The sequence below is a fragment of the Pseudomonas sp. RC2C2 genome, from assembly GCF_018390435.1.
Classification (GTDB): domain Bacteria; phylum Pseudomonadota; class Gammaproteobacteria; order Pseudomonadales; family Pseudomonadaceae; genus Aquipseudomonas; species Aquipseudomonas donghuensis.
On sequence record NZ_JAHBAX010000001.1, the window covers coordinates 1,902,755 to 1,927,358 of the forward strand.

Below are 24,604 nucleotides of genomic sequence, written 5' to 3' on the forward strand. Positions count from 1 at the left end.
CGGCAATACTGACTTGGGACATCAGCCGCTGCTTCCCGTTACTAGCGAAGACTACGTGACAGCACCTCCAACATCATATCGTAATCTTCCCTCCGTCTAACGATATGGAGTTTTTCTAACGCGGCTGGGTCGCACTTTAGTAGATTGCACTTACCTATTACATCGTCTGAAGCCAGCAAGAGGTTTGCGGAAATTTTGCTTTCCGAGTTTCTGATGTCTTGATCCGTAGGATAAGGCACTATAAGTGGCCGTCGATCCTTGATTGCTGCTCGGGATGCATGCAGGCTTCCGCCAACTAGGTCTGACTGGATCATCATTACGCCTTGGGAGAGTGCGGACTGAGTTTTATCCCGTATCACAAAATTCGTAGGTATTGGTTTAACATCAAACGCGAACTCTGACACTAACGCCCCACCACTGGATAGAATCGACGACGCTAAATCTTTATTTTGCGACGGTGAAACTGTGTGCAATCCATGGGCCATTACAGCGACTGTTTTTCCAAATGATTTTATCGCCTGCTTATGAGCAATACTATCGCAACCTAACGCCAGCCCACTGACAATCGCCCAGCCTTGCTGAACCATCCAGTGAGTCATGCGCTTTGTTATCTCCTCCCCATGAAGCGTAGGCTGCCTTGTACCTATTACAGCGACCGAAGGACTGTTTAAAAGCTCTACGTTCCCCTTGACATATAAAACCGCAACACGAACACCAGAAATCGCTAGCGCTCTAGGAAATTCAGAATCCAATAGGCTAATTATTTTAGTATCATTCTTGGAGGCCATATCTATTTGAAAGTCTGCATATCTACGAGCCTCATCAAACTGCTCGCTGGTCAACGATTTTTTACGCAGATCAGAGGCATACTCACAAAGCTCAACGAGCGTCTTCAATGGGTACGATGAAAGCGCCAGCACCTTTTCAATAGTGCTTGGGCCAACACCTTTCAATCCACTCAAGATCAAAGCATTGTAAGCGTCATCGCTCATCATTTTCAGTCCCTGGCCCCTGAAATTGTGTGTGCCAAGCTGATGCAAAAGACCTCTTCAGCGCCGTTCGCCCTGCTGTATTTGTCCATATAGTAGAGAGTGGCGCCAGTTGTTACCACATCATCAATCAGAAAAACCAATTTATTTTCAATCTCTGCATCGCCAGTAATCGACAGGCAATCACGTACATTTTCATATCTTTGAACCATGGTCAAATGCTCTCCATGATGCGACTTTGCCTCAGGAGAAAATTCAAACATATCATCAATTACCTCCACCGTACTGTTCGACAGCGGAGACTCCTCAAGTATGGATTCTATTTGCTCTAAAAAGTTCTCCATCCGCGGAGGCCGATTTTTCTTAGAGGGTGCCGTGGTGATTACTACTTTATATTTTTTAAACAGGCTCTTTATGCCTCCCTTCTCCCTATGAATTCTTATTTGCTCATTGACCGTATCACGAACACATTTAGCCCACTCAATGGGAAAATTATCAGTATTCTTAAATTTTACAATCTCATTGGTCAGCTCATGCCACTCCCGCCGAGGCTTTATAGACCTATGCTCTGTAAAAAGTCGACCCAACGAGATAACTTGAAGTGGCCGCTTTGTTTCTTCCACAGCACGTGGAGGAAAGTGACCCGCTCGGCAAACTCTTCCAAAGAACCCGTTATGCGCTTGAACTCCTTCGACCAAGCGCTCCAGAATAGGTAACTTTTGACCTATATCCAAAATCGCTTCAACCAGAGTCTTCTGTTTGACAACCGACGCATCAGGGATTCGCTTTCTCGCCTCATAATGCGGAGAAGCACCATGGAGCTCTGCTAACACTACCCGGACTCCTGCGTGGTAAGCTGCCTCCACGTCTCCGAGGTCATCGCCCACTATAACAATCGCTTCGCGATTCGTTACATCGCAAGCTTTCGCTGCCAAAATGATACCGTCAGGGGCTGGCTTGGTATTCTGAACATCCTCGAATGCAACGATTGATTCCCAGTCAACATCCGAATATACCTCACTCAATACTGTACAGGCGTAGCATCGAGGCGACTTGGTGAAAACCGCCAATTTCAAATTTGGAATAGCTTCTTTAAGTTCTTCAAAAAAATCTGAAGATAGTAGCCGCCTGTTTTTCTTGTTAATCTCAGCGATTAAGCGAGACTTATACTCCTGATCTTTATTTCCCAAATTGGAGGCACCGCGAAAACCCTCCAAGTCGTCAGTCAGTGCCAACGTGTTGTCCAGATCAAATATAACCAACTCAAACATCTCAAAATCCCTTTGTCGAGTCAAAGGGCAAGATTGATGGGCAAACGCCATTAATGTCAATATGACACTAGTCTTATTTCACGTACCTAACCGCTCAAGCCTCACTATGGATAACTTGTTAAGCTGGATGGTGTAGCGCTTGCTAAGAATGTCACGTCGTGAAGAAAGCTAAAAAAATCCTGATTCGATTCCACCAAAAGCCATAACCAGCTGATTTATTTATAGTTACTAGTTGGGGTACGCCAAATTTTCCACCGAACTCCAGACCCGCAGAAAACCTAGCCCCGCTGACCGCTACCGTTCGTCTGGTGCCGCACCATACGCAGTAAAAAAGAGGCTCACCGCAAGGTGGGCCTTTTTTGTTTTGCGCAGTCTCCGCCACCCTGGTAGGAGCGGGCTTGCCTCGCGATGAGGCCATTGAAATCAGCCCATCAGGCGGCACCTGAATTACGACCGCTGCGCGCTCTATCGGTGGCGCAGCTGTTCGACCTGGGTCACGTCCGCCGCATTCGCCGCCGTGCCCACCAAGCGATGAACCAAGCCATATACGGCGTCGACCCCGCTGTCCAAAGCCGGTGGCTATTTTCTGAGCATCCCTGAAATAAAGTAGCACCCCCCAAATAGATAGAATCACTCGTAGAATCAGGATTTTTCCTATGTGCAGCCAAAGCCACAAGAACTAATCTCTCATTGCACCTGCTAAATAAGTGCACACTTAAATTCAATGTGAAAAGGGTATTTTTATGGGCATGTGGTGCTGCATGTATATTAACGAGTTTAAAGCTGACCAACCCACTGACGACGAAAGTGAAATCGCCAACTTAGAAGAAGACTTCACACCAGAAGAATCTGCCGTACTGGCTGAGTGAAGCAAATAAAATGAGGCGAATATTTCGCCTCATTTTTTGGTTTACATGGGAACTTCTTGCCTATGAAAATAATTGCCCCAGAGCGTACGTTGTCATTGCAAGATGCAGAAAGCGCAATCGACCAGTATTTTTCGAGCGAAGGAATAGATTTAACCCTACGTCGTTACGGTAGCCCGTTGTCCAGCACTGTCGCCACGCTTCACCTCCCACATGACAGTAGCGGCATAGAATGTGTTGGTTGCGGCAAAGGGTATGAAGCAGAGGCGCGTGTCGGCGCGAAATATGAGGCCTATGAACACTATATGGGGCCGCTTCGGCTACGGAAACATAGCGCACTGCACTGTTTTGGTTCGGTTATTTCTCAACCGGCCTTACAGAACATACTTCCGATACAAATGCTTCGCCACTCCGGCGCATCACAGATAGCTGTACTTACTTTTGAGGCGCATGAAGCATCCGGTGGCATGGAATTACTCTATCCGTCATTTCTGATCAACCATCAATATGCAAATGAATCTATTCCTGGCGATGATACCGACTATGGCTCGGCACGCCGATATTCCTGTGGTACGGGTGTGGCAGCGGGCGTTGGCTTTACGGAAGCGGCGATACATGCTGCGAGTGAGGTGATAGAGCGCCACGGCATTGGGCGCTTTATCGCACAGCATTTCTTTTATGATTCAAAAGAACCTATAAGAAAAATTACTCACGCCTCAATGCCAGAGCAACTATTACAAACCGTGCGTGACGCAGAAATTGCCATTGGTGCTTCTATTGAGGTATTTGATGCCACTAGCCAAATACCCTATCCCGTTTTCATTGCCTACTGCCCGGACAAGACAATCGTTGATATCCATGTCGTTGGCGGCGGCTGTTCACTGTATCCAAGTCATGCCGCAGCACGCGCCATCAAGGAATTAGTGCAGCAATATAAAGTCGCCGAAGGAGTCGAACACGTCAGCCAAGAGTGGGCAAATGCAAAAAGCAATTTAGCACAACATCCAAGGCTACTACGTTGTTTGCGCATGGCGTTTAATGCCCTCCAGTGCGCCAAAATAGTCCCTTGCCCCATGCCTCACGACCCGAAAAAAATGCCACTGAACCAACACTTGTCCCATTTACAAAGCGAGTGCTTTAAAGCGAACCATCCCATTTGGATTAAAGAACTACATTCCAGCGCCAACCAGGTTAGCCTGGCCTGTGCCGTCATGCCAAAAATGGAAAGGTTCTCTATCGTTTCGCTCGGTGGGAAAGTCGTCCCTTGCTACAAATACGAGTAAATAAAAAACCATCATGACCATGGCCATTGGCAAAGGGCACTAAAGTTCGCCACGCAGCCCCGTAAAGTTTAAATGGTAGCTGACTGAGGCAGTAGTGCAACATGCCACGACACAACAGCACGCAACTTACTTGCCTCTAATTAATTCGGAATCAGGCCTTTCATGAGTCCAACAAAAAAAAGCCGACGTGAATTACAATGCCGCGATTATCTTCTTTCCTCTCCTTTAGGCGCCGCCACCAAGGCCATTCATTTAGGGCAACATGAGACTGGGCTGGATCAGTTTCCAGTTCCAGCACTCGTTTGCAACTCTGCAACACTACTGAATTCAATTGAAGAAGGTAGAGAAATGCTAGGCAATGCAGAGATGGAAAACTTTGCATACCAACGCTATGCAAACCCTACCGTTTCAATACTAGAAGCGAAATTTCGTGCCATTGAACACTGCACATACAGTTTGGCGGTCAATAGCGGAATGACAGCCTGCCTGCTTGTCTTTCGGGCGCTACTGAACGCAGGCGATCATATCATCGTACCCCACAGTATATTTTATGAGGTCATTGAGCAGCTTGATTACGAGGCGAACAATCGTGGTATAGAAATGTCGGTTATCGACGAATACGGAGCAGTGGCATTTGAGGCGGCCATCCAGCCAAACACGAAAATGATCTTTATCGAAGCACCCACCAATCCGGCCTTTTTAGACATCAATATTCCTGACCTGGTACAGCTTTGCGTAAAAAATAATATCCTTCTTGTTGTCGACAATACTTTTCTTACGCCTGCCTGCCAAAAACCGCTGTCCCTGGGGGCTGCAATCACTTTATATTCCATCACCAAGCACATCAATGGTCACGGCGATGTGATGGGCGGAATGATCAGCACCAATGCCCCGGACCTATTCAAGGTATTGAAATACCATAGAGAAAGCACAGGCACCATATTAGATCCGTTTTCGGCATGGCTCACTATACGTGGGCTGAGAACGCTCCCACTGAGATTAAAAAAACATACCGATAATGCACATGCTGTCATTGCAATGATACGCGAAGAGTTCCCACAATTAGAATGGCGCTCAGCATGGTCGACTAAAAGTGCGCAGGCCAACGGTATATTTTCGTCATTGCATACAGGTCTTATCGCCATTGTTTTTCCTTCGCGAGAAGCGGGTACAACCTTTGTTCGTCATCTGCAACTGATACGAACAGGTACAACCTTTGGCAATATTGAGTCCTTATGCTATCACTACGGCAGTTTTACCAGAGAAGGCAGTACCGATCTGGAAAAAATAGGGGTACCGTACGGCTTGGTTCGAATCTCTGTTGGCCTGGAAGATATTGACGATATTAATGCAGACATCAGACGTGCACTGCGCCTTGCACTACTCATCAAACCTCTGCAACAGATGAAGTGATCCCCTAGGGAAGCTCCGAACACGTTGCCCAGCAGTCGGCAATGACCGACAGAGCGATCACCGGCATGGAAACCTCCACCGCTCAAGCCATCAAGCTGGCTGTCGTCTCCGCCACCGGGCTTTCGAAGGACGCGCTGCATATCTACTTCGGCATGGCGGTGTTCGTCGTCCTTGCAGCTATCAGCAAGCAGCTAAGGCCCTATCTGGCCTGGTCATGCGTGCTGGCCCTGGCCTGCCTGGGCGAGATTGTCGACTGGCGGAATGACGTGCAGAGCCTTGGCTACTGGCGCTGGCAGGCGAGCCTGCACGATGTGCTGAACACCTTGTTCTGGCCGAGCGTGCTGACGTTGCTTTGGTATCTGAGATCTCGCGCCAAGCATGGTCCGGATCTTCCAGAGGAATGATCAACGACCGACAAGAACGGCAGCGCAGCCCATAAGCGCCCCTCCGTATCGTCGACTATGCCAACCCCTTGGCCATTTCAGCCGAGTGCAGGTTGGGCGCCCAAACCCGGGCGCTGCAACCACTCGCAATAACCCGCCACCCCCTGCGCCACCGTCAGCGTCGGCTGCTGATAGCCAACGCTGCGCAAGCGCTCAAGGTCGGCGCAGGTGTAGCACTGGTATTTGCCGCGCAGATGCTCGGGGAATTCGCTGTATTCAAGAATGCCTTCCAGCAGGGCCATCTCCAGCGACAGCGGCGGCTGGTCCTGCTGCTCGCGCAGGTGGTTGATCACTGCCAGTGCCACATCGTTGAAAGGCTGGGCGCGGCCGCTGCCGACGTTGAACAGGCCACTCAACTGCGGCCGGTCGAGGAAGAACAGATTGACCCGGACCACATCCTCGACCGCCACGAAATCGCGCAGGTGGGCGCCGCTAGGGTAGTTGCCATAGCTGCCGAACAGGCTGACCTTGCCATCGGCCTGATACTGGTTGAAACAGTGCAAGGCTACCGAGACCATGGCGCCTTTGTGCTGTTCGTGGGGGCCGTAGACGTTGAAGTAACGCAGGCCGACGATCTGGCTGCGTGCTTGGGCCAGTTGCCGACGCACGCGCTGGTCGAAGAGGAACTTCGAGTAGCCGTAAACGTTCAAGGGCCGTTCGCATTCACGCTGCTCGCGAAAGTCGCGCCCGGCGCCATACACCGCTGCCGACGAGGCATACAGCAACGGCACCTGCAGGGCCTGGGCGGCGTCGAGCAGGTCGCGGCTGTAGCGGTAGTTGTTGTCCATCATGAAGCGCCCGTCGCCTTCGACGGTGCTGGAGCAAGCACCCTGGTGCAGCACGGCGCGTACCTTGCCGAACTGGCCACGACCGAAACGCTGAAGAAAATCGTCCTTGTCCAGGTAGTCGGCGATTTCGCAGTCAGCCAGGTTGCGAAACTTGTCGCCATCGCTCAAGTCATCGACCGCGATGATGTCGGTTTCGCCGCGCTGATTGAGGGCCTGGACCAGGTTGCTACCGATAAAACCGGCGGCGCCGGTGACGATAATGGTCATGCGATTTCCCCCTTTGAGGGCACAGAGGCCTCAGTCTAGGGGGTGGCAATTGAGCAAATATTAACCAGGGTCAATGGTTTTGTCGGTTGCGGGAGGCTCAAGCCTTTGCTCGTTGACGTTGTTTGGCCGCGCGCTCAACGGCGGGCTTTGGCCGCACGTGCTTTACGATCCCGGGTGCGCTCTTCGCGGATCTCGAACAGGCAGATACGCATTTCGCGGTAGCGCTTGCTATTGAGAACAAGGAGTCCAAGCAGCGGGAACAAAATACCCGTCGTGTAGGAGAACGGATGAGGCCGGTAGCCATACGTGGGCAAGACGATGAACAGGCAAGCCAGAAATACGCCAACCACCACCCACAAACCCCAGGGACGCCCTCTGACAACGGCGATGTGCCCGCCAGTAACGATGACAGTGACAATCGCTGTAGTAATCAGAAATGAGCGAATATCAGCGCTAAGCAGATAAGTGCTCCAGACCAGCGAAAGCGTGCACCCTACGGCAAGACAGGAGAGGAAGTAAGTGCAAAGGAACGTCGGGAAAAAGCGGGCTAGAAAATCTTTCAGTTTGGAATTTTGATTCATTCCGCCAGCTCCTCATACAAGCCCACCGCGATTGTCTGCACGGTATTGCTACCCGCAAGGCCCGTGGCGGCACCGAGCGAATCCTTGATCAGGGTCTGTGTCGCGTGCTTGAACTCGGTAGGGGTGTAGCGCTTGACCAGCTCGCCCGCGCTTTGTTTGAGTTTCAACTGTTTGGCCGTGAGTGACGGGTGTTTGATCAACAACAATTCTTTGGTCAGTGACTTGCGTTGTTGCCGACTCAAGGTCTTGGTCAGCTCATACCAACTGCTGCCAGTGGCGGCCTTGCGCACTTGCAGGTACTTCACCGTGTTCAGACCGGAAGCACCTACGCCAAGCAATGAGACAGCATCCAGAACCGGCATGACTGCTTGAAACCAGACGTTCTGGTCCATTTCGTCGTTGTCGGATGGGTTGTTGATCTCGTTATAGGTTCTGGCGATCCCAACAATGCATTGACCGGAGCTGGCGAGTGCCGCCGCACCGCCCACGTAACTCAATGCCAGACTCGTGCCGCCGGTAAACGGCACGGCTATCGAACCACTGAACAAAACAATCCAGCCAAGAACCGCTCCGGTACAAGACAAGGTGGTGTTGACCGCCTCCTTGACCACCCGTGACTCACGTGGATTGTTCTGCAACTGGTGCATGAATTGCGCAGGAGCCTGGTACTTCGGGGCCTCACGCAAAATCACCCGCTTGGGCAACACACTGCAAATCGGCTGAAACTCACGCAGGGTAACCACGTTGTAATCCGCATCGATATACACCACCCCCGCACCGACGATGCCCGGGTCGGCATCAATGGCAGCGAAGAGTTTCGGCAGGTTGATGCGGCTTTCGATGCGCTGCCTGGCGAAAAACTGCGACGGATTGCTATCCAGTCGGCTGAGCAACTCACTCATCTACGGTCTTCCTTGAAACGGCACAGCAGGCCGCCCGGCCTGTTACTGCCGGGCCGGGCGACGCTGCTGCTCAGGCCTTACACGTTAGGGCAAGGCACTGGCGCCCAGTCACCCATGTCAGGGTTTTTGCACATGCTGTTGACCTGGCTCTGGCCGGCGCTGGCAACCTTCTGGCTTTCAGCCTTCTTGGCGTTGGCGTCCTGCAGGGTCTTTTCGGTGGCAACGGCTTCCTTCGGCACCTCTGGCAGCTTTTTCTTCGCCTGGGCCGGGGCTTTGGTCTTGGTTTTGGCGGTGGTGGTTTTCTTGGCGTTGCCGGTGGCCAGCACTGGCGCTTCGGCTTCGGCAACCACCACGACGTCGTTACGCTGTACGCCGACCTGCTTGAGGTCTTGCTCGTAGGCCTGGGTGTAGTTGTTGAGGTTCTCACCCAGACGGCCGTTGACCGCGGTGATCAGGTTGTTCGACTCCTGCAGGCCGGCGATGATTTCCGCCAGGCGCTTGCGGCCTTCGCTGTCGCTGATCTTGTTGGCTTTGCGGCCGTCCATCAGGTTGCTGAACTCACGCTGGTAGCAAGCCTGGGAGGCTTTGGCGTAAGCGGTGCTGCGGTCCATGTCGGCCGCGCTCTTGTTGATGTCGGTGGCGTAGGAGCCGATGCGCTGGTTGTCATCGCTGATCTGCTTCTGGCGCTCGGTGTAGTAACCGGCGGCGCCGCCGACCAGGGCACCACCGGCAGCACCGATGGCGGCATTACGGCCACGGGTGTCGGAGTTGCCGGTCAGGGCGCCGGTCAGGGCGCCGCCGACGGCACCGATCAGGGCACCGGTGGCGACCGACTTGGTCATGTCCGAATCGGTGGCGCGCAGGTGCTGGACCGGCTCGTAGCAGCTCGGGTAGTACTCGACCTTGGTCGTCGCACCGACCTTGGACGCCGGCGAGCTGGCGCAGCCAGTCAGCAGGACGGTGCTGAAACCGGCCGCCAGCAGCAGCGCGGCCCGGCCGTTGGAAGCAGTGAAGAAGGGCTTGCGAGTTGAAAGCATGGTCAGGTTCTCTCTCTGTTTAGACACGCCCGGAACAACCTCATGTCGCCCCGGTCACTACGATGCTCGCCCGACAGCCGCTCAAGGTTGCGGAGCGGCTGATGCGAGCAGTTCTTTCAAAATCGTCGCCGGGTCAGCACGCCGTTGCTGGCGGTAGTCGCCGACATGGCGGACGAACAGGGTCGCGCGGCTGAGCAGGCTCTTGCCCAGTACCGGCTTGCGATTGAGCTCTTCCTTGACCCGCTGGAACTGCGCCTGAATCACCGCATCGGTGTAGCGCGTGCCAGTGGCAAGGTTGTCGATGTAGATCGCCACGGCGCCGTCGAGGGCGCTGCGGCCGTTGTTGATCGCGGCGGCGAACAGCTTGGCGCTGGTGTCGTCACCGGAAGCCTTGGCCTGCTGCTGGGTCTTTTGCAGGTTGGTCAGGCGGATGTTGTAGTTGTTGATGGTTTCGGCCACCAGGGCCGCCGACTGGATCAGGTTGCCGGCGGCTTCTTCGCGCTGCTGGGCGATCAGCGAGACGTTGCGCTTGAGCTCTTCGTTGACCAGGCCAAGCTCCGCTTGCAGGCGCGGGTCGGCGCTGGCGGCGATGATGCTGTCCAGACGCTTGGTCGGGTCCTGGGCGTCGTCGATGGCATCGGTCAGCGAGGCCAGGCGGCCCTCTTTCTGCCACTGTTCGAACAGTTCCTCATAACGCGAACGCGGGGCCGACAGGGCGCCGATGGCGACACGGAAACCTGTAGTTTCATTGCTTTGCTCAGTGCCATCGGCGCCGAACAGCGGGTACTCGCGGCGCATGCCGGTGAACAGCGTGCCCTCGCCTTCCAAGTAGTTGCCGCCCTTGACCACGAAGCCGCCATAAGCACCCTGGCGGCGCCCGGCATGCACCAGCTGGAACGACTCCTGGACCATTTCCGCGGCGTTGCCGACAACGTCGAACAGCCCCAACGGGTTGGGCAACTTGGTGCCGATCGGGGTCAGGCGCGCAGCCTGGCCGGTGCCGCCAGCCACCTGGTTGAACACCGCCCAGTCGGCCAATGGGCCATCGCTTTCGCTGCCTTCAAGGCGTCGCGGGAACAGCCGGCCTTCCAGCTCCTGGCGACTGACGGCAGAGCCACCACGGGCAGCGAACTCCCATTCCACTTCGGTCGGCAGGCGCACAAAGCCGATACCGCCATCTTCAGCCTTCTTGCCACGGCCGCTGACCGGCAGCAGGTCGCGGTGGTTTTTCATCAACCAGGCGCTGTAGACCGCGGCAAAACGCTCGGCTTCAAAACGCGACAGCTTGACCTTGGGCAACCGCGCAGCCATGCCGGTCGGCGCCTCACAGGCCGGCGCCGGCTCGCCGCTGGCCAGCGACTGGGCCTGGGCCATCACCTGCGCGTACTGGCGGGCGGTGACTTCGTACTTGCCGATGAAGTACATCATCGGTTTCAGCGGGCTGCCGGCGTCGGTTTTCGGCAAGCTCGGGCCGATGCGTTTTTTCCAGTCGGCGGAGAGGTCCTGCAGGCTGAACTGACCGTTGATGAAGTCGCGGCGATAACCGGAAATGAACGACTGTTTGTAGCCCGCCTCGCCTTCGCTGAAGGGGTAGCCGAGGTTCACTTCCCGGTCATCGAGGCTGCCCTGGGCCAGCACATAGACATGACGGAAGACCATCTCGCCGTCGCACGGCAACGGCAGGCTGATGTCGTCAGCCAGCGGCTTGGGGTTGTCCAGCTTGTTGCTGGCAGGCTTGGGCTTGGGCTCGTCCTCGGCCTGGGCACAGGACACCAGGCTCAGGGCGGCGACGATCAGCGCCAGGGCGGGTAAGCGGCGGTCAAACATCTCGAATTCCTTCACAAGCGTCTATTCGTGCCACGCGCCAGCCCCCCAGGGCGGCAGCGGCCGCACTGGCTAACAGCACAGCGAGCAAGGCAACGAGGTAATGCGACGGGAGCAGATGGCTGGCGTACTCACCGGGCATCTGCATGAACAACTGGTTGAGGCCGCTCTCGGCCAAGGCGTACAGCGCAGCGCCAATGACGGCGGCAAGCACACCGCTGTACAGCGCCTGCAGCACGACGAAGGCCAGCAAGGCGCAAGTACTGAAACCGAGCAGGCGCAACACCGACAGCTCGCGGCGCTTGCGCTCGACCGCCGCCAGGGCGCCGGCGCAGATAGCCGCGAACGCGCCAGCCACTGCCAGCGCGGCAATGATCCAGAACACCAGGGTCAGGTTGCGGCTCAACGACTGCACCTGGGCAATGGCCGGGGCCTGGGTTGAAACCAGCAATTGTCGGTCGGCAAAGAAGCGGCGCAACGGCTCGACATCGGTGAGGTTGCGCGCATACAGGCGAAAGGCCGGGTAGACCCGTTGCGCCTCGCCGGCCTTGGTCTCCCCTTCCCAGGCAAAGGCGGGTACGGCACGGCCATCGCGGTAGTCTTCGGCAGCTTCCAGCAGCGCCAGCGGGGCGAACAAGGCGTCACGCTCGAAGGCTTCCACCGGCAATACGGCCAAGACCTTCAAGGTAGTGCGTTGAGCCTGAATCTGCCCGGCCAGCTGGCGGCTGAACGACGCCTCAAGCGAGTCGCCTGCCTGAGCGCCAAGCTTCTCCGCCGCCGTGCGGCTGAGGACGATCTGGTCGATGCCGTGGGGGATTTGCAGCCCCTGCAGAAGCGGGTCGCGGAGCGCCGTCGGGATCATCTCGACGTTCACCACCACCTTGCGGGCAGACAGCACCAGATCAGCAGTCGCGGCAATTTGCCGGGTACGCGGCAAGGCAAAGGCCACATCCGGACGCTCGGCCAACTCGGCAACGAAACCCGCGCTGAAACGGCCACCGCCCAACGGGATGATTTCCCGCACCGCCGGGTCGCGCTGCAGACGCTCGGTCAGGCTGCTGACCAGGCCGAACTTCAGGCCGAACAGCACCAGCAACGGCGCAATCACCGCCACCAGCGCCAACACGCTACAGGCAGACAGCCGCGCGTCGTTGCGGTAGTCCCGCCAAGCCAGGGCGGCGATCAGCATCGGGCGCATTACGACTGGCCCTCCAGCGTGGCGGTCACACCACCGTCGGCATCGCGGCGGCAGCTCATGCGCAACACCTGCAAGCCGGCATCGCGGGCCAGCGCCTCATCATGGGTGGCGATCAGGCAGGCCACCTGCCGCGCTTGCGCCTGACGCAGCAACAGCTGCATCACCCGTTCGGCATTGATTGGATCAAGGGCCGCCGTCGGCTCATCGGCCAGCAGCAGGTCGGGGTTGTGCGCCAAGGCACGGGCGCAGCTGACCCGCTGGCGTTGGCCGACCGATAAGGCTGTCGGCTTCTTGTCGAGCTGGTCGTCAATCTCCAGTTGCTCGGCCAGGCGCTGCACGCTGCCGTCATCGCCCAGGCCAAGTACCTGACGAGGCAGAGCGATGTTGCTGCGCACGTCGAGAAAGCCCAGCAGGCCGCCCGCTTGCAACACATAACCCAGGTGCCGGCGGCGCAGGTGCGCCAGCCGGTCCTGACGCTGTTCACGCCACAGCTGCTGGACATCGTAGGTGTGCGAGTCGGTGCTGAACACGAAGCGCTCGGCCTGATCCGGCTGCAGCACCAACGCCAGCAGGTCGAGCAAGGTGCTCTTGCCGCAACCGCTGGGGCCGACCAGCGCCAGCTGCTGACCGGCACGCAGCTCCAGACGCTCGATCTCCAGGCTGTAGCGCTGGCTGCCGAGGCCGCGGGTTTTGCGCAGCGCGTGCAGCTTGATCATCACGGCAGCGTCGACAACGGAACACGGTACAAGGCATCACCGGGCTCGGCATTGCCGAAGCGCACCCAGTTGGCCATGTCGTTGTGGAAGGTTTCGTACAGGCGGATCTTCGAATCCAGCTCGTCGATGAAATCCTCCTGTTCGGCAACGCTGAGCGACAACCACAGGTCCTGGGTCATGCTCAGGGATTTGCTGCGGTATGGCAGGCCCTCCAGGTATTCGCCCAGCACCCCGCCTTCGGCAAGGTTGGCGCCCTTGCGCAGGGCGGCCGGGTCGCGACTCATGTAAGCACTGGCGCTGGCGATTTCCTGGAAGAAATCCTTGGGCGAAGTGCGGGTCTTGCGCGCGGCATCAACGATCAGTTTCAGCGACTGTTGCAGGTCGTTGAGTTGCAGCTTGGTAAGCATCACGCAAACCTGCAGGGTTGGCAGCGCCGGGTTGGTCAGGTCGCGGTCCGAGGTCCAGGCGCTGACCAGTTGCGGGGCCTGGCTGGCGCTCTTGCGGCCGAGAAAATCCATATGCATGGCATAGCCGATGGCGGCTGATTTATCTGCAACGCTCGGCGAGGCGGCCAACAGCGGCACCGGCTGCGCCTGGTTGCTGCGCACCTGATGAACCAGGTCGGCGAAGCTCGAGCCGATCTCGCGCACCCGCTCGCCGAACTTGTTCACATCACCACCGGGCACCGACACATACAGATCGCCGATCTGCGGGTTGGCATCGGCAGTCAACACCCGGTACTGCTGCTCGGCGTAGGCGTGGTTCTTCTTGCCGGCGTCGGTGCGCAGGTGCAAGGCGTAGATTTTGATCTGCTTGCTCAGGGCCGCCTGGCGCACTTCCGCTTCGTTCATCTGGGTGCTGCTGTAGCGGTCGTTCTTGCGCAAGGAGCCGGCATCGCTGACCAGCAGGATCAGGCGACCGCCATAGCCGGACCAGTCCATGCCGTCGACCGCCTGCATGATCCCGGCAAAGGCGTCTTCGTTGAACGAGTGGCTGGAGACGTTGGTGGCCTTGACCTGTTCGGCCAGCTTCAGAAAACGCTCGGGGTCGCGGCCCTGGTCCAGGGTCACCAGGGTCTTGGTCAGATATTCCAGGGCCGGTGTGCGCGTGGTGCTGTTGCGAAAGCCGACCAGGCCGAAGCTGACGTTATCCAGCTCGCCACGGCGCGAGATCTGTCCATGCAGCTCGTGCACCACCTGGCGCACCTGATCGATATAGGGCTGCATCGACACCGACGTATCCACCACCAGCACCACGGCGGTACGGAAGGCATCGCTGGAGGTGGCCATGCCGGCGGCCTTGGGTTCACTGCTGCGCGCGCTGCTGCCTGGGTCGATGGAGGCGACATTGAGCAGTTGCAGCGGCTGGCCGTTTTCGTCAAAGCTCTCACGCGCCTCGAAGATCGGCATCAGGTAGAACTGGTCTTGAGGCACGGCGCTGGCGCTGGGTTCCAGGGCCATCACCTGCGGTACTTCGTCCGGGTTGTTCTGCGCCTTGAGCAGCTCGCTGCGAGCGGCCGAGGTATCGCCGAGCAAGCGCTCAAGCTCCTCGGCCTGGCGCAGGAACATCACTGGCGCGCGCCCCGAGCGTTCAGTGAACTTGAGTACCAGGCTCTGCTTCCAGTCGCTGACCTGGGAGGCTGGCAACCAGCCGTCGCGGCGGCCATCACTGGCGGTGCCGACCTGCAGCCAGGGGCTGCCGTTGACGTCCTGGCGCTGGTAGACATAGAGCACGGTAAAGGCCGGCAGGGTATCGCTGGGCGTGGCGCCCGGCTGGCTGACGACCTGGGCGCCAGGCTTGCTCAGCACACGCTGGAACAGGGTTTTCTTGCCGGCCATCAGCAGCGGCCGATCACCGTCGTTGCTAGCGGCTACGGGCGTCTGCGGCGCCGGCGCGGGGGGTTGCACCGACGGCGCCTCAACGACCTGTTCATCGCCACTCATGCTCCAATAGCCCACCCCGCCCAGGCCCAGGGCGGCCGCGACGGCTATGGCGAGCAGGGCCAACGCCGGACGCTTGCGCGGTGCCGGCGGTGGCGATGCCTTGGCGATCGGTTCCGGTGTTGGCGCGGGAGGCAGCTGTGGAGTCTGCACCGCTACAGGCGTCACCGGGCTGGTAATTGGCAGCGGCTGGATCAAGGTGCTGTCAGCTTCTTGCGCTGGCAGGCGATCGAGCGCCGCCAGCAGCGTCTCGGCATCGGCGTAGCGCTCGGCCGGGTCCTTGGCCAGCAAGCCACGGAGGATCTCCTGATACCGGCCGTGCTCGATCGGCAGCTCCGGCAACGGTTCGGTCAAATGCGCCAGCGCCGTCGACAGCGCATCGTTGCCGCTGTACGGCAGCTTGCCAACCAGCATCTCGTAGAACACCACGCCCAGGGCGTAGAGGTCGGCACGGCCGTCGATTTCCTGGCCGCGCGCCTGCTCCGGGCTCATGTAGCTCGGGGTGCCGACGGCAAAACCGGCCTGGGTGAACTGGGTCCGGTCATCCAGCGACTTGGCGATGCCGAAGTCCGACAGCACTGCGGTGCCATCGGCGCGAAACAGAATGTTGGCCGGTTTGACGTCACGGTGCACCAGGCCCTGGGCGTGGGCGTAACCCAGTGCCGAGGCGATCTGGCGGATGTACGACAGGCCCTGCTCCGGCGTTACCCCGGCGGCAATGCGTTCCTTGAGGGTTCCGTTGGGCAGGTACTCCATGGCCATGTAGTACAGCTCGCCGACATTGCCGATGTCGTGGATGGTCACCGTGTGCGGGTGCGACAACCGCGCCAGGGTTCGGCCTTCACGCAGGAAGCGCTCGCAGAAGGTCGGGTCGGCGGCCAGTGCCGCGGCCATGACCTTCAATGCCACCTTGCGCTCCAGCGAGCGCTGGGTGGCCAGGTAGACGGTGGCCATGGCGCCTTCGCCAATCTCGCCGTCGATGTCGTATCCGGGGATCACTTTGTCCATGTGCTTGGTCTTCAACCGGCCTTGATGACGACGGCGGTAATGTTGTCGGGGGCGCCCCGGGTCAGGCCCAGGTGCACCAGGCTGCGCACCACCTGATAGGGGTCGCTGTGGCCCAGCACTTCGCGAATTTCATGGTCTTCGACGGTCTTGTTGACGCCGTCGCTGCACAGCAGGTAGGTATCGCCGGGGAGGATGTGCAGGGGCACGCTTTCGAGCTCCAGCTCAGGCTCGACGCCGATTGCCCGGGTCACGATATTGGCCCGCGGATGCACCCGTGCTTCAGCCTCGCTGAGCAGGCCGCTGTCCTGCAGTTCCTGTACATAACTGTGGTCGCGGGAGATACCTTCCAGGCGCCCATCGCGCAGGCGGTACAGGCGGCTGTCGCCGGCCCACAGGCAGACGCCCTGATCACCACGCACCGCCAGCAATACCAGGGTGCTGCCCATCATCGCCACACCACGCCGGACACTTTCTTCGCGCACCGCCGCATTGACCGCCGACAGCCTCCCGCGCAGCACCTGCGCGTAATCGTCCAGGGACGGCGTGGACGGTAACCGGCGCAAGGTATCGACGATCAGGCAACTGACGTAATCGCCCGCTGCATGCCCGCCCATGCCATCGGCAACCGCCCACAGGCCTTCACTGCCAAGGTCCAGGCAGGCGTCTTCGTTGATGCTGCGCACCATGCCGACATGGCTGTAGCTGGCTGCGGTGTAATGCAATGCCGTCATCTAGCGCGCCGCCTCATTGCCCAAAAGAAAACTGGCGAAATCCTCGCTGCGCGGCAAGCCGGCACAGCGTAACAATCCCGCCTCGATACGCTCCGATCCCCGCCCCCACCACAGGCTCATGCCGGCACAGGCACTTTCGGCCAACGCTGCCTGGCGGGCCTCGGGGGTCACTGCGCCAAAGCGCTGTAAACCAGCAACCGCAGGGCTCGAAACCACACTGAGGCGAGGTACGGCACAGCCCTGCACCGCCGCATCGAACGCCTCGAAAGTGGCTTGCGGCTCCAGGGTTGCCAACAGCTGCGCCTCGCAACGCTCGAACCAGTCATCCGGGCCACTGACCACGGCCGCCAGCGACTCATCCGACAGCAGAACCTGGGCCAGGGTAAGCGGGAAATAGCGCCCTACCCGGTCGATGCTGGGCATCAGCACGCCCACTACAGCCTGCGGCCCGCACACCCCCGGCGCCAGGGCAAAGCGCCACAGCGGGCTGACCAGGTAGGCCGGCAACCAGTGCTCGGCCAATTGCTGCTGGCTGGCCATCAGCCCCGCCGCCAGCCACTGGTCCCAGGGCTGGATAAAGCTGTGCGGCAAGCCACGGCTGACAAAGTCGCCGCGGCTGGCCAGCTTGCCGTAGAAACCAACGCCATCCATCACAGCCGCTCCGGCAGGCTGAAGCCGCTGAGCACGCGGCTCTTGAACGGGTTGAAGGCGCTATTGGCACGCAACTCGTAAGACACGCTGGCACCATCGACGCGCAGGCGCAGGCTGAAACGATCCGGGCCGTTGCCAGCCACCAGGTCCGACTGGTCGAGCAGGCGGAACCAGGCCCACGGCCCTTCCAGGGTCAACCCTGAACGGCCCGTAGCAGACGGCGGCATGATCGACAGGCGCACCACGCCGATGCTGTTGGGGTTCGGCCACTGCATCGCTACCGGGCGGCTTGGGCCATGGTCGTAGCTGATCTGCTGGCCGTCGAGATCAAGCAGGAACTGGGTGATCGAGGCGTCCATGGCCACCGGCTTGAGCTCGAAGCGCACGGTCGGCTGCAGGCCGCCAGAGCGGAAGAACGCATCCCGAATCGCGGCCGAGCGCTGGAAGGTGTGCAGCACGCCAGGGCCGATGCCAAGCTTCTGCGCCGCGCCCGGCTGCCAGCGCCAGGGGTTGGTCGAGGTATCGACGTACGGCTGCAGGTATTTGCGGAAATAGCTGTCCATCACCCCGCCGACGCCGAAAAACTGGCCGAAGTCATCCAGGGTGGCGTCCCTCGAGCTGCCCGGCGCCAACGGGTAACGACCGCTCAGGGACTGGCGGTAAACGTTGACCACCTCGCTGACCCAAGCGGCGTTGAGTTGGTTGCGCACGCCGCCCATCATGGTGTTGGTGGTCGAAGTCACCACCGATTTGACCAGGCCCTGAACCATCGGCGGCTGGCGTTGGGCGGTGAGGCTGACGCGGTTGGCGGCGGCAGTGGCCTGGTTCTTGGCTTCGCCGAGCAAGGCATCGCCGCTGGCACCGACCATGGCGCTGACCTGCACGTACAAGGCGTTCATGTCGGTGAGCAGGCCGTCGATGGCTGCCGGCTCGCCCTCGCCCTTGCTGACCAGGCTGGCCAGTTCGGCAAAGTGCGCGGTGACCGGGTCTTCAGTTTGCTGCGCCTGGCGGCTATCTGCCGGTGCATCCTGGCCCAGCAGGTTGCCCAGGCGTTGCTTGAGCTGATCGACACCGGCTTCGCCAGCCTTGGCCTGGGCGGCGGCAAGCGGGTCCTGCTGTTGCAGGTTGGTTTCCTTGGCGACTGCGCCAAGCAGTTTTTTCAGCGGCGAAGTCGGCCCGGAAATCACCCGCAATACATCGGCAGCCTGGGCCACGCTGGTGATCGGCACGAAGTCGATATCGGCCAGCAGCGCGTCCCAGTGGCGGATGTAGTCGGCGAAGTACAGGCGGCGCACGTCGGCGGCCAGGCTGCTGACATCGCCTTCATCGGCTTGTTCGCGGCCCAGCACCCAGCGCTCTTCGGCCAGGGTGTTGCTGTGCTGCAGACTGGTAGCGAGGAACGCCTTGCGATACCCCTCGACGGTGAACAGCCCGCTCAATGGCTCGCCCAACGGCTTGCCGCTCTTGCGGCTGAACACCAGCGCAGCATCGCGGCCAGCGGCTTCGCTCAGGCGAAAATCGCTGACGCCGTCTGGCAGCTTCTGGCGCTTGACCCGGTCATAGACGCGCTGGGCCACCGGCAGTTGCTGCAGTTGGCGACGCAAGTCTTCGATCAGGTTGGCATCCAGGCGTGCATTCGGCGGCCGTTTTGCAAACAGCGCCTGCAGGTGCTCACCCAGCGCAGCACGCTGCTCTGGGGCCAAGTCACGGGGCAGGCTTTGCTCCCAGTCGAGGGTGACCCAGGCCTTGATGAAGTCCGGGTCGTAATGCTCGCCATCGGCCAGCATCAGGTAAGCCTTGAGGCCTTCGTAGAGGAAGTCCGAACCGCCGCCACTGTGCAGTTGCTCTTCGATGCGGGTGACCAGGCGCGGGGCGAACACGGCAATCAGCAACTTGCGGTAGACGCTGGCCGATTCGGCCTCAAGCATGTCGCCCTGGTACAGCCCCAGGCCCTCGGCCCAGCTGGGCGGATCTTCGGCCAGGTGGCGCACGGCATTGAGCAGCGGCAGCACTGCCAACACATCACGCTGGGCCGGGCTCAGGGTTTGCAAGGTTTGCCCCAGGGGCGCGAGCTTGTGTTCGACCTGGGCGATGTAAGCCTGGTTGGCGCGATAGCTCAGCGCCCACACGCTGCCGACCAGCACTACCAGGGCAACGCTGGCCGCGAGTGCAGCACGGGCCAGCCATTTGCGCCGGCGCTCGACCTTCGGGTTGACCCCGACCAGCCCGCGCTCGGCAAAGGCCACGGCGTTGAACAGTTTTTCGATGAAATAGCTGCGCCCGCTGCCGCTCTGGCGCGCCAGGTGCTGACGGTCCAGGCCCATGCTTTGGGCCATGGCGCCGATCAGGCGGTCGATCGGGCTGCCTTCCTGGGTGCCGCTGGTGAAGTACACGCCACGCAACAGTGCGCGCTCTTCATAGGCATTGGGCTTGAACACGCCGTCGAGGAAGCTCTGCAGATTCGAACGCAAGGCGGCGAACTGCTGGACAAAGCCGTAGACCAGATCGCGCCGCGCCGGATCCCGCTCCTGCTGCAGGCGTTCGACCAAGCGTGCGTTGAGGCGCTGCTCAAGGCCGGCAAACTCGCTCTGGAACTGCGCCAGCGGCCCTTCGGCCGACTGGTCGTCGTCCAGGGCAAAGGTCATGCCCCACACTTGGGCGCGCTCTTCCTTGCTCAGCGTGTCGAAGAACTCCATGAAGCCCGGCACCAGGTCGAGCTTGGTCAGCATCAGGTAGATCGGAAAGCGCACGCCCAGCTGGCTGTACAGCTCCTGGATACGCGAGCGAATGGCCGCCGCATGGGCGGCACGTTCCGCGTCGCTGCCCAGCAGCAGGTCGGACAGACTGATGGCGATGAAGGCGCCGTCGATCGGCCGGCGCGCGCGCTGCTTCTTCAGCAGGTCAAGGAAACCCAGCCAGGCCGCCTTGTCGACCTGGGCATGACTGTCCTGGGTGGTGTAGCGCCCAGCGGTATCCAGCAGCACAGCCTGGTCGGTAAACCACCAATCGCAGTTGCGGGTGCCGCCAACGCCGCGAATCGCCCCGGCGCCAAGCTGCGCCGCGAGCGGAAAATGCAGGCCGGAGTTGACCAGTGCGGTGGTCTTGCCCGAGCCCGGCGGGCCGATGATCACGTACCACGGCAGCTCATACAGATTGCGCCGCTCATCACCGCCAAGACGGGCCTTTTTCAGCAGTGCCAGGGCCTCGTCCATGCGCTGGCGCAGGGTGGCCAGTTCTTCAGCGGTGGCAACGCTGGCAGGGTCCGGGGCGGTTTCTGCGGCCAGGCTGCGCATGACTTCTGCCGCCTGGCGGCGGGCCTGGATGAAGCGCCACAGGCGATAACCGATCCACGCCGCAAACAGCAGCGCGATCAGGGCCCAGCGGCGCCCCGCCGGGACCAGCACGTCCCACAGCGGGCCGATGAACCAGATGATCAGGCTCAGGGCGATCAAGCCCAGCAGCGGGATCACCCAGCGAACGACAAAACCGAAAAACGCCTTCACTCGACCCCCTCCGCCAATACAGTGATTTCAACCCGGCGGTTCTTTGCCCGGCCTTCGGCCGTGCTGTTCGGTGCTAGTGGTTCAGTGTCGCTCAGGCCCTGCGCGCTAAAGCGTGCGGGCTGGCCGGTCTTGGCTGCCAGAATCTGCTGAACCTGCTCGGCACGGGCCTGGGACAGCGCCCAGTTGGACGGGAAGCGCAAGGTTGCAATTGGCCGGTTGTCACTGTGGCCGGTGATCCGCACCTGGCCCTTGACCTGGCCAATGGCGTCGGCGATGCGCAGCATCAGTGGCTGCAAGCTGTCGTTGATACTGGTACTGGCCGAAGCGAACAACTCGTCGCCGCGGATGGTCACCACCGAGCGGTCGACGGCGTCTTCGACACTGACCCGCCCGGCCTTGATATCGCTGGCCAGGAAACCCGCCAGGCGCGGGCGTTCCACTGGCTTGGGCTGGGTCACCGGGCGGTCGATGGCCTGCACCGGGATCTCGCCCAGGGCATGAATGTTCTTGAACACCGGTTCGGCGTCGGCCGCGAGCATGAAGCGCAGGGCGAACAGCAGCGCCAGCAACAACGCCAGGGCAATGGCCAGGCCAACCCAGGGCGGCATGAACTGCGACAGTCGATCACGCGTGACGCTGACCCCGCGCCAGTGCGGCGACAGCTCGCGCTCGAACTCGCCACGGGCGCTGCGAATGGCGGCCGCAGTACGCTCACGCAAGGCGTCAAGCTGGGCACGACCGCCGTTCATGACCCGATAGCGGCCTTCGAAGCCCAGGCACATGCACAGGTACAGCAACTCCAGCAGATACAGGCGTTCGCGCGGGCTCTGCAGGCAGTGCTCAAGCAACTGGAAAACCTTCTCGCCGCCCCAGGCTTCGTTGTGCACAGTGATCAGCAAACTCTGCTTGCCCCAGTCACTGCCACTGCCCCAGGGCGTGCTCAGTACGGCTTCATCGAGGGCGGTACACAGGGCGTAACGGGCCAGCAGCACTTCGTTACGCGCCACACCGGCGGCTTCGGCGCGCTCTTCGAACTGGCGCAGGTAGGCCAGCAACTGCGCACGCAGGCTGGCCGGGGCCGGATGGGCAATGGTGCTGCGCAAGCGGGTCAGCAACGCCAGCAATGGCCCGGCGGCGCTTTCCAGCGGGTTCAGGCCAAGCGCCTGGCCACCGGGCAACGGCTGCGCCGGCATCGACGGCGGCACGGCCGGCTCCGGCGTACCGGCTTGCGGGCCACGGCCACCGGGGCGCGGCATGAACTGGGTGCGGTCGTTGGCCGGTGGTGCCGATGGGTCTTTAGGCTGCATCGCGGCTTATCCTCGGATGGCCCAGAAAGCCAGGTTCAAGCCCGGGAACTCGCCAGCAACATAGAAGGCAAAGCCGCCGGCGTTCTGCAGTTGCTGCCAATGCTCGCTACCGCGATCGAGTTCGTAGTAGGTGGAACCGGCATGGAACGGGATCTGTCGTGGCGCCACCGGCAACGGCAGCAGGCCGATGCCCGGGAGCTGCAGGTTGACCAGGTCGCGGATATGTTCGACCGCACCGATCTTGCTCTGCTGGGCGAAACGCCCGCGCAGGGTTTCGCTCGGCACATCGGCACGCACCACGAGGATGAAGCTGGCGTTGTCGAGCAGGCTGCGGTCGGCAAGCATGGCCACGTGGATACCGTAGGCCTTCTCGACGATCGGGATTGGCGTGGCCTTGCTGTCGATCAGCATCGACAGGGCTTCGCGCAGCGCCTGCATGACCGGGGCGAAACTCGCTGCCAGGTCATCATGCTGATACACCGGGAACTCACCCGGGCGGCGGTTGCTTGCACAAAACGTGGCGAACTCACCGGCCAGGCTGACCAGCTCACTGTACAGGCGCTCCGGGTGCAGCGGGCTCAACTGGCTGAGGTGCTCAACCAGCGGTTGGGCGCGGTTGACCAGTTGCAGAAGCAAGAAATCCGCGATCTCCGAAGCACCACCCGCGCCCGAGGCCACCACCCGCCCGGCCAGGGCCTCGCCACGTTGGTGCAGCAGGCCCAGCAGTTCGCTGCGAAACGCCGACAGGCTCTTGCTCGCCGACACATCCAGCACCGGCGCGATGTAGCTGTCATCCAGGACCAAAGCACGGTCGGCGCGTTTTTCCTTGATGCGCACCAGGCCCAGCGCGGCATAGTCGCTCAGGCCTTCTTCGGCGGTGATCAGGCGCAAGGCCCGGGAACCGAGGGCCACCGGCGCGCGGTTCTCGAACGGTGCGTTGTCATCGCGCACCTCCGCCACCCGGCTGACATAACGCGCACCGCCCGGGGCCTCACCTTCGTCGACCGTGTCGCGGGCGCCAGCGCGCTTGAGCGGCAATGCCAGGTACACCAGGCCATCGCGCAGGTTGTCGTCGATGTTCAGCGGGCTTGGCGCCAGGTCGTCCTGGGGGATATTGAACGGCGTACCGTCCGGGAGCAGGCCGCGGGCCGAGATGATGGCCAGCTTGCCCTGAGCCAGCAGGCCCTGGTCGATCAGCAGCTCGGAGAAGCCCCAGGCGCCTGCCGACAGCGGCCGGCTGCGGGCATCGATCAGGTTTTCGAGATAGCGGTCATGCTGTTGAAAATGCTGGGTTCCGAGGAACATGCCTTCCGACCAGACCACACGATTGTTCCAGGACATGGCTTCTCCGATCGCCTATTGGGCGGTACTGGTTGGGGAGGAGTGAGCAGCGCTGCGTACAGCACGAACATCGAGGCTGACCTGGTAATCCAGCGGCGGCACCGGTAGCAGGCTGCGCCACTGCGCCTGGTCAACTTCGCGGTAGCCGACCACCAGGCCAATCTGGCGGGTCGTCGGGCTCAGTGGACGCTCGATGCGCAACTGCTCACCGGGCTGCACCAGTACTTCATCCTGATCGACCAGGTCGGCGCCCAGGGTCGCGGGTGCCCGATCGGCCAGCGCGAAGTAATCGGCGCGATTGAAGTTGGCGCTGTTCTTCAGCTCGTAGATACGCACGCGCACGGGCGCGGCCTGGCCGTTGGCGCCCGGGTTGAGCCCGGCGGCGGCACTGAAGTACAAGGTGACGCTGGTCGGTCCTGCCACCTCGGGCTGGGCCGGTACTGCAACTTCATCCTTGCTACAACCACTGAGCAGCAGTGCGGTTACCGCTGCCATCAGCATTGTTCGAATCATCCTGCGTCCTCAATGACGTGGCACTTTCCGTT

19 protein-coding genes are annotated in these 24,604 nt (G+C 60.3%); 3 read left to right on the forward strand and 16 right to left on the reverse strand.

Features of this window, described 5'->3' with window-relative positions; genetic code table 11:
• Positions 1 to 41: 41 nt before the first annotated feature.
• Both KHO53_RS08865 and KHO53_RS08870 read right to left on the reverse strand, forming a co-directional pair.
• Positions 42 to 992, reverse strand: coding sequence for a DNA-processing protein DprA (locus tag KHO53_RS08865; RefSeq protein WP_213570205.1), 951 nt, complete (start codon positions 990 to 992; stop codon positions 42 to 44).
• Between the two features lie 5 nt (positions 993 to 997).
• A complete protein-coding gene (locus KHO53_RS08870; RefSeq protein WP_213570206.1) occupies positions 998 to 2,260 on the reverse strand; it encodes an HAD hydrolase-like protein in 1,263 nt (420 codons plus the stop codon).
• Between the two features lie 931 nt (positions 2,261 to 3,191).
• Between KHO53_RS08870 and KHO53_RS08875 the strand changes: the two genes are divergently transcribed.
• The 3 genes from KHO53_RS08875 to KHO53_RS08885 all read left to right on the forward strand — a co-directional run bounded on the left by KHO53_RS08875 (position 3,192) and on the right by KHO53_RS08885 (position 6,226).
• On the forward strand, positions 3,192 to 4,409 hold the full coding sequence (locus KHO53_RS08875; protein ID WP_213570207.1) for a YcaO-like family protein: 1,218 nt from the start codon (positions 3,192 to 3,194) through the stop codon (positions 4,407 to 4,409).
• A 162-nt stretch (positions 4,410 to 4,571) separates the two neighbouring features.
• The gene (locus tag KHO53_RS08880) at positions 4,572 to 5,822 is read left to right on the forward strand and encodes a trans-sulfuration enzyme family protein (protein ID WP_213570208.1); all 1,251 of its coding nucleotides are present in this window, start codon (positions 4,572 to 4,574) and stop codon (positions 5,820 to 5,822) included.
• Positions 5,823 to 5,863: 41 nt separating this feature from the next.
• Entirely contained in the window at positions 5,864 to 6,226 is a 363-nt protein-coding gene (locus KHO53_RS08885) for a hypothetical protein (protein ID WP_249684285.1), read from the forward strand.
• A gap of 77 nt (positions 6,227 to 6,303) precedes the next feature.
• Here KHO53_RS08885 and rfaD read toward each other — a convergent pair whose 3' ends face one another.
• From rfaD to tssJ, 14 genes are all read right to left on the reverse strand, one after another.
• Entirely contained in the window at positions 6,304 to 7,320 is a 1,017-nt protein-coding gene (rfaD, locus tag KHO53_RS08890; protein ID WP_213570209.1) for an ADP-glyceromanno-heptose 6-epimerase, read from the reverse strand.
• Positions 7,321 to 7,454: 134 nt separating this feature from the next.
• The gene (locus KHO53_RS08895; protein ID WP_036994989.1) at positions 7,455 to 7,901 is read right to left on the reverse strand and encodes a hypothetical protein; all 447 of its coding nucleotides are present in this window, start codon (positions 7,899 to 7,901) and stop codon (positions 7,455 to 7,457) included.
• On the reverse strand, positions 7,898 to 8,803 hold the full coding sequence (ssp4, locus tag KHO53_RS08900) for an Ssp4 family T6SS effector (protein WP_010221291.1): 906 nt from the start codon (positions 8,801 to 8,803) through the stop codon (positions 7,898 to 7,900). The genes KHO53_RS08895 and ssp4 overlap by 4 nt, the downstream gene beginning before the upstream one ends.
• Positions 8,804 to 8,880: 77 nt before the next feature.
• The gene (gene tagQ / locus KHO53_RS08905; RefSeq protein WP_036994988.1) at positions 8,881 to 9,840 is read right to left on the reverse strand and encodes a type VI secretion system-associated lipoprotein TagQ; all 960 of its coding nucleotides are present in this window, start codon (positions 9,838 to 9,840) and stop codon (positions 8,881 to 8,883) included.
• 81 nt (positions 9,841 to 9,921) lie between these two features.
• A complete protein-coding gene (locus KHO53_RS08910) occupies positions 9,922 to 11,667 on the reverse strand; it encodes a formylglycine-generating enzyme family protein (protein WP_213570210.1) in 1,746 nt (581 codons plus the stop codon).
• Entirely contained in the window at positions 11,660 to 12,862 is a 1,203-nt protein-coding gene (locus KHO53_RS08915; RefSeq protein WP_010221288.1) for an FtsX-like permease family protein, read from the reverse strand. The genes KHO53_RS08910 and KHO53_RS08915 overlap by 8 nt, the downstream gene beginning before the upstream one ends.
• Entirely contained in the window at positions 12,862 to 13,578 is a 717-nt protein-coding gene (locus KHO53_RS08920; RefSeq protein ID WP_010221287.1) for an ABC transporter ATP-binding protein, read from the reverse strand. Before KHO53_RS08920 ends, KHO53_RS08915 begins: the two co-directional genes overlap by 1 nt.
• Positions 13,578 to 16,526, reverse strand: a complete 2,949-nt coding sequence (locus KHO53_RS08925; protein ID WP_010221286.1) for a serine/threonine-protein kinase — start codon at positions 16,524 to 16,526, stop codon at positions 13,578 to 13,580. Before KHO53_RS08925 ends, KHO53_RS08920 begins: the two co-directional genes overlap by 1 nt.
• An 11-nt stretch (positions 16,527 to 16,537) precedes the next feature.
• Complete coding sequence (locus tag KHO53_RS08930; protein WP_010221285.1) at positions 16,538 to 17,257, reverse strand: PP2C family protein-serine/threonine phosphatase; 720 nt, start codon at positions 17,255 to 17,257, stop codon at positions 16,538 to 16,540.
• The gene (gene tagF, locus KHO53_RS08935; protein ID WP_010221284.1) at positions 17,258 to 17,908 is read right to left on the reverse strand and encodes a type VI secretion system-associated protein TagF; all 651 of its coding nucleotides are present in this window, start codon (positions 17,906 to 17,908) and stop codon (positions 17,258 to 17,260) included.
• On the reverse strand, positions 17,908 to 21,411 hold the full coding sequence (tssM, locus tag KHO53_RS08940; RefSeq protein WP_213570211.1) for a type VI secretion system membrane subunit TssM: 3,504 nt from the start codon (positions 21,409 to 21,411) through the stop codon (positions 17,908 to 17,910). The genes tagF and tssM overlap by 1 nt, the downstream gene beginning before the upstream one ends.
• On the reverse strand, positions 21,408 to 22,718 hold the full coding sequence (locus tag KHO53_RS08945; protein ID WP_213570212.1) for a DotU family type VI secretion system protein: 1,311 nt from the start codon (positions 22,716 to 22,718) through the stop codon (positions 21,408 to 21,410). Before KHO53_RS08945 ends, tssM begins: the two co-directional genes overlap by 4 nt.
• A 6-nt stretch (positions 22,719 to 22,724) precedes the next feature.
• Entirely contained in the window at positions 22,725 to 24,059 is a 1,335-nt protein-coding gene (gene tssK / locus KHO53_RS08950) for a type VI secretion system baseplate subunit TssK (protein WP_213570213.1), read from the reverse strand.
• Positions 24,060 to 24,074: 15 nt separating this feature from the next.
• On the reverse strand, positions 24,075 to 24,572 hold the full coding sequence (gene tssJ / locus KHO53_RS08955; RefSeq protein WP_026001200.1) for a type VI secretion system lipoprotein TssJ: 498 nt from the start codon (positions 24,570 to 24,572) through the stop codon (positions 24,075 to 24,077).
• Between the last annotated feature and the right edge of the window lie 32 nt (positions 24,573 to 24,604).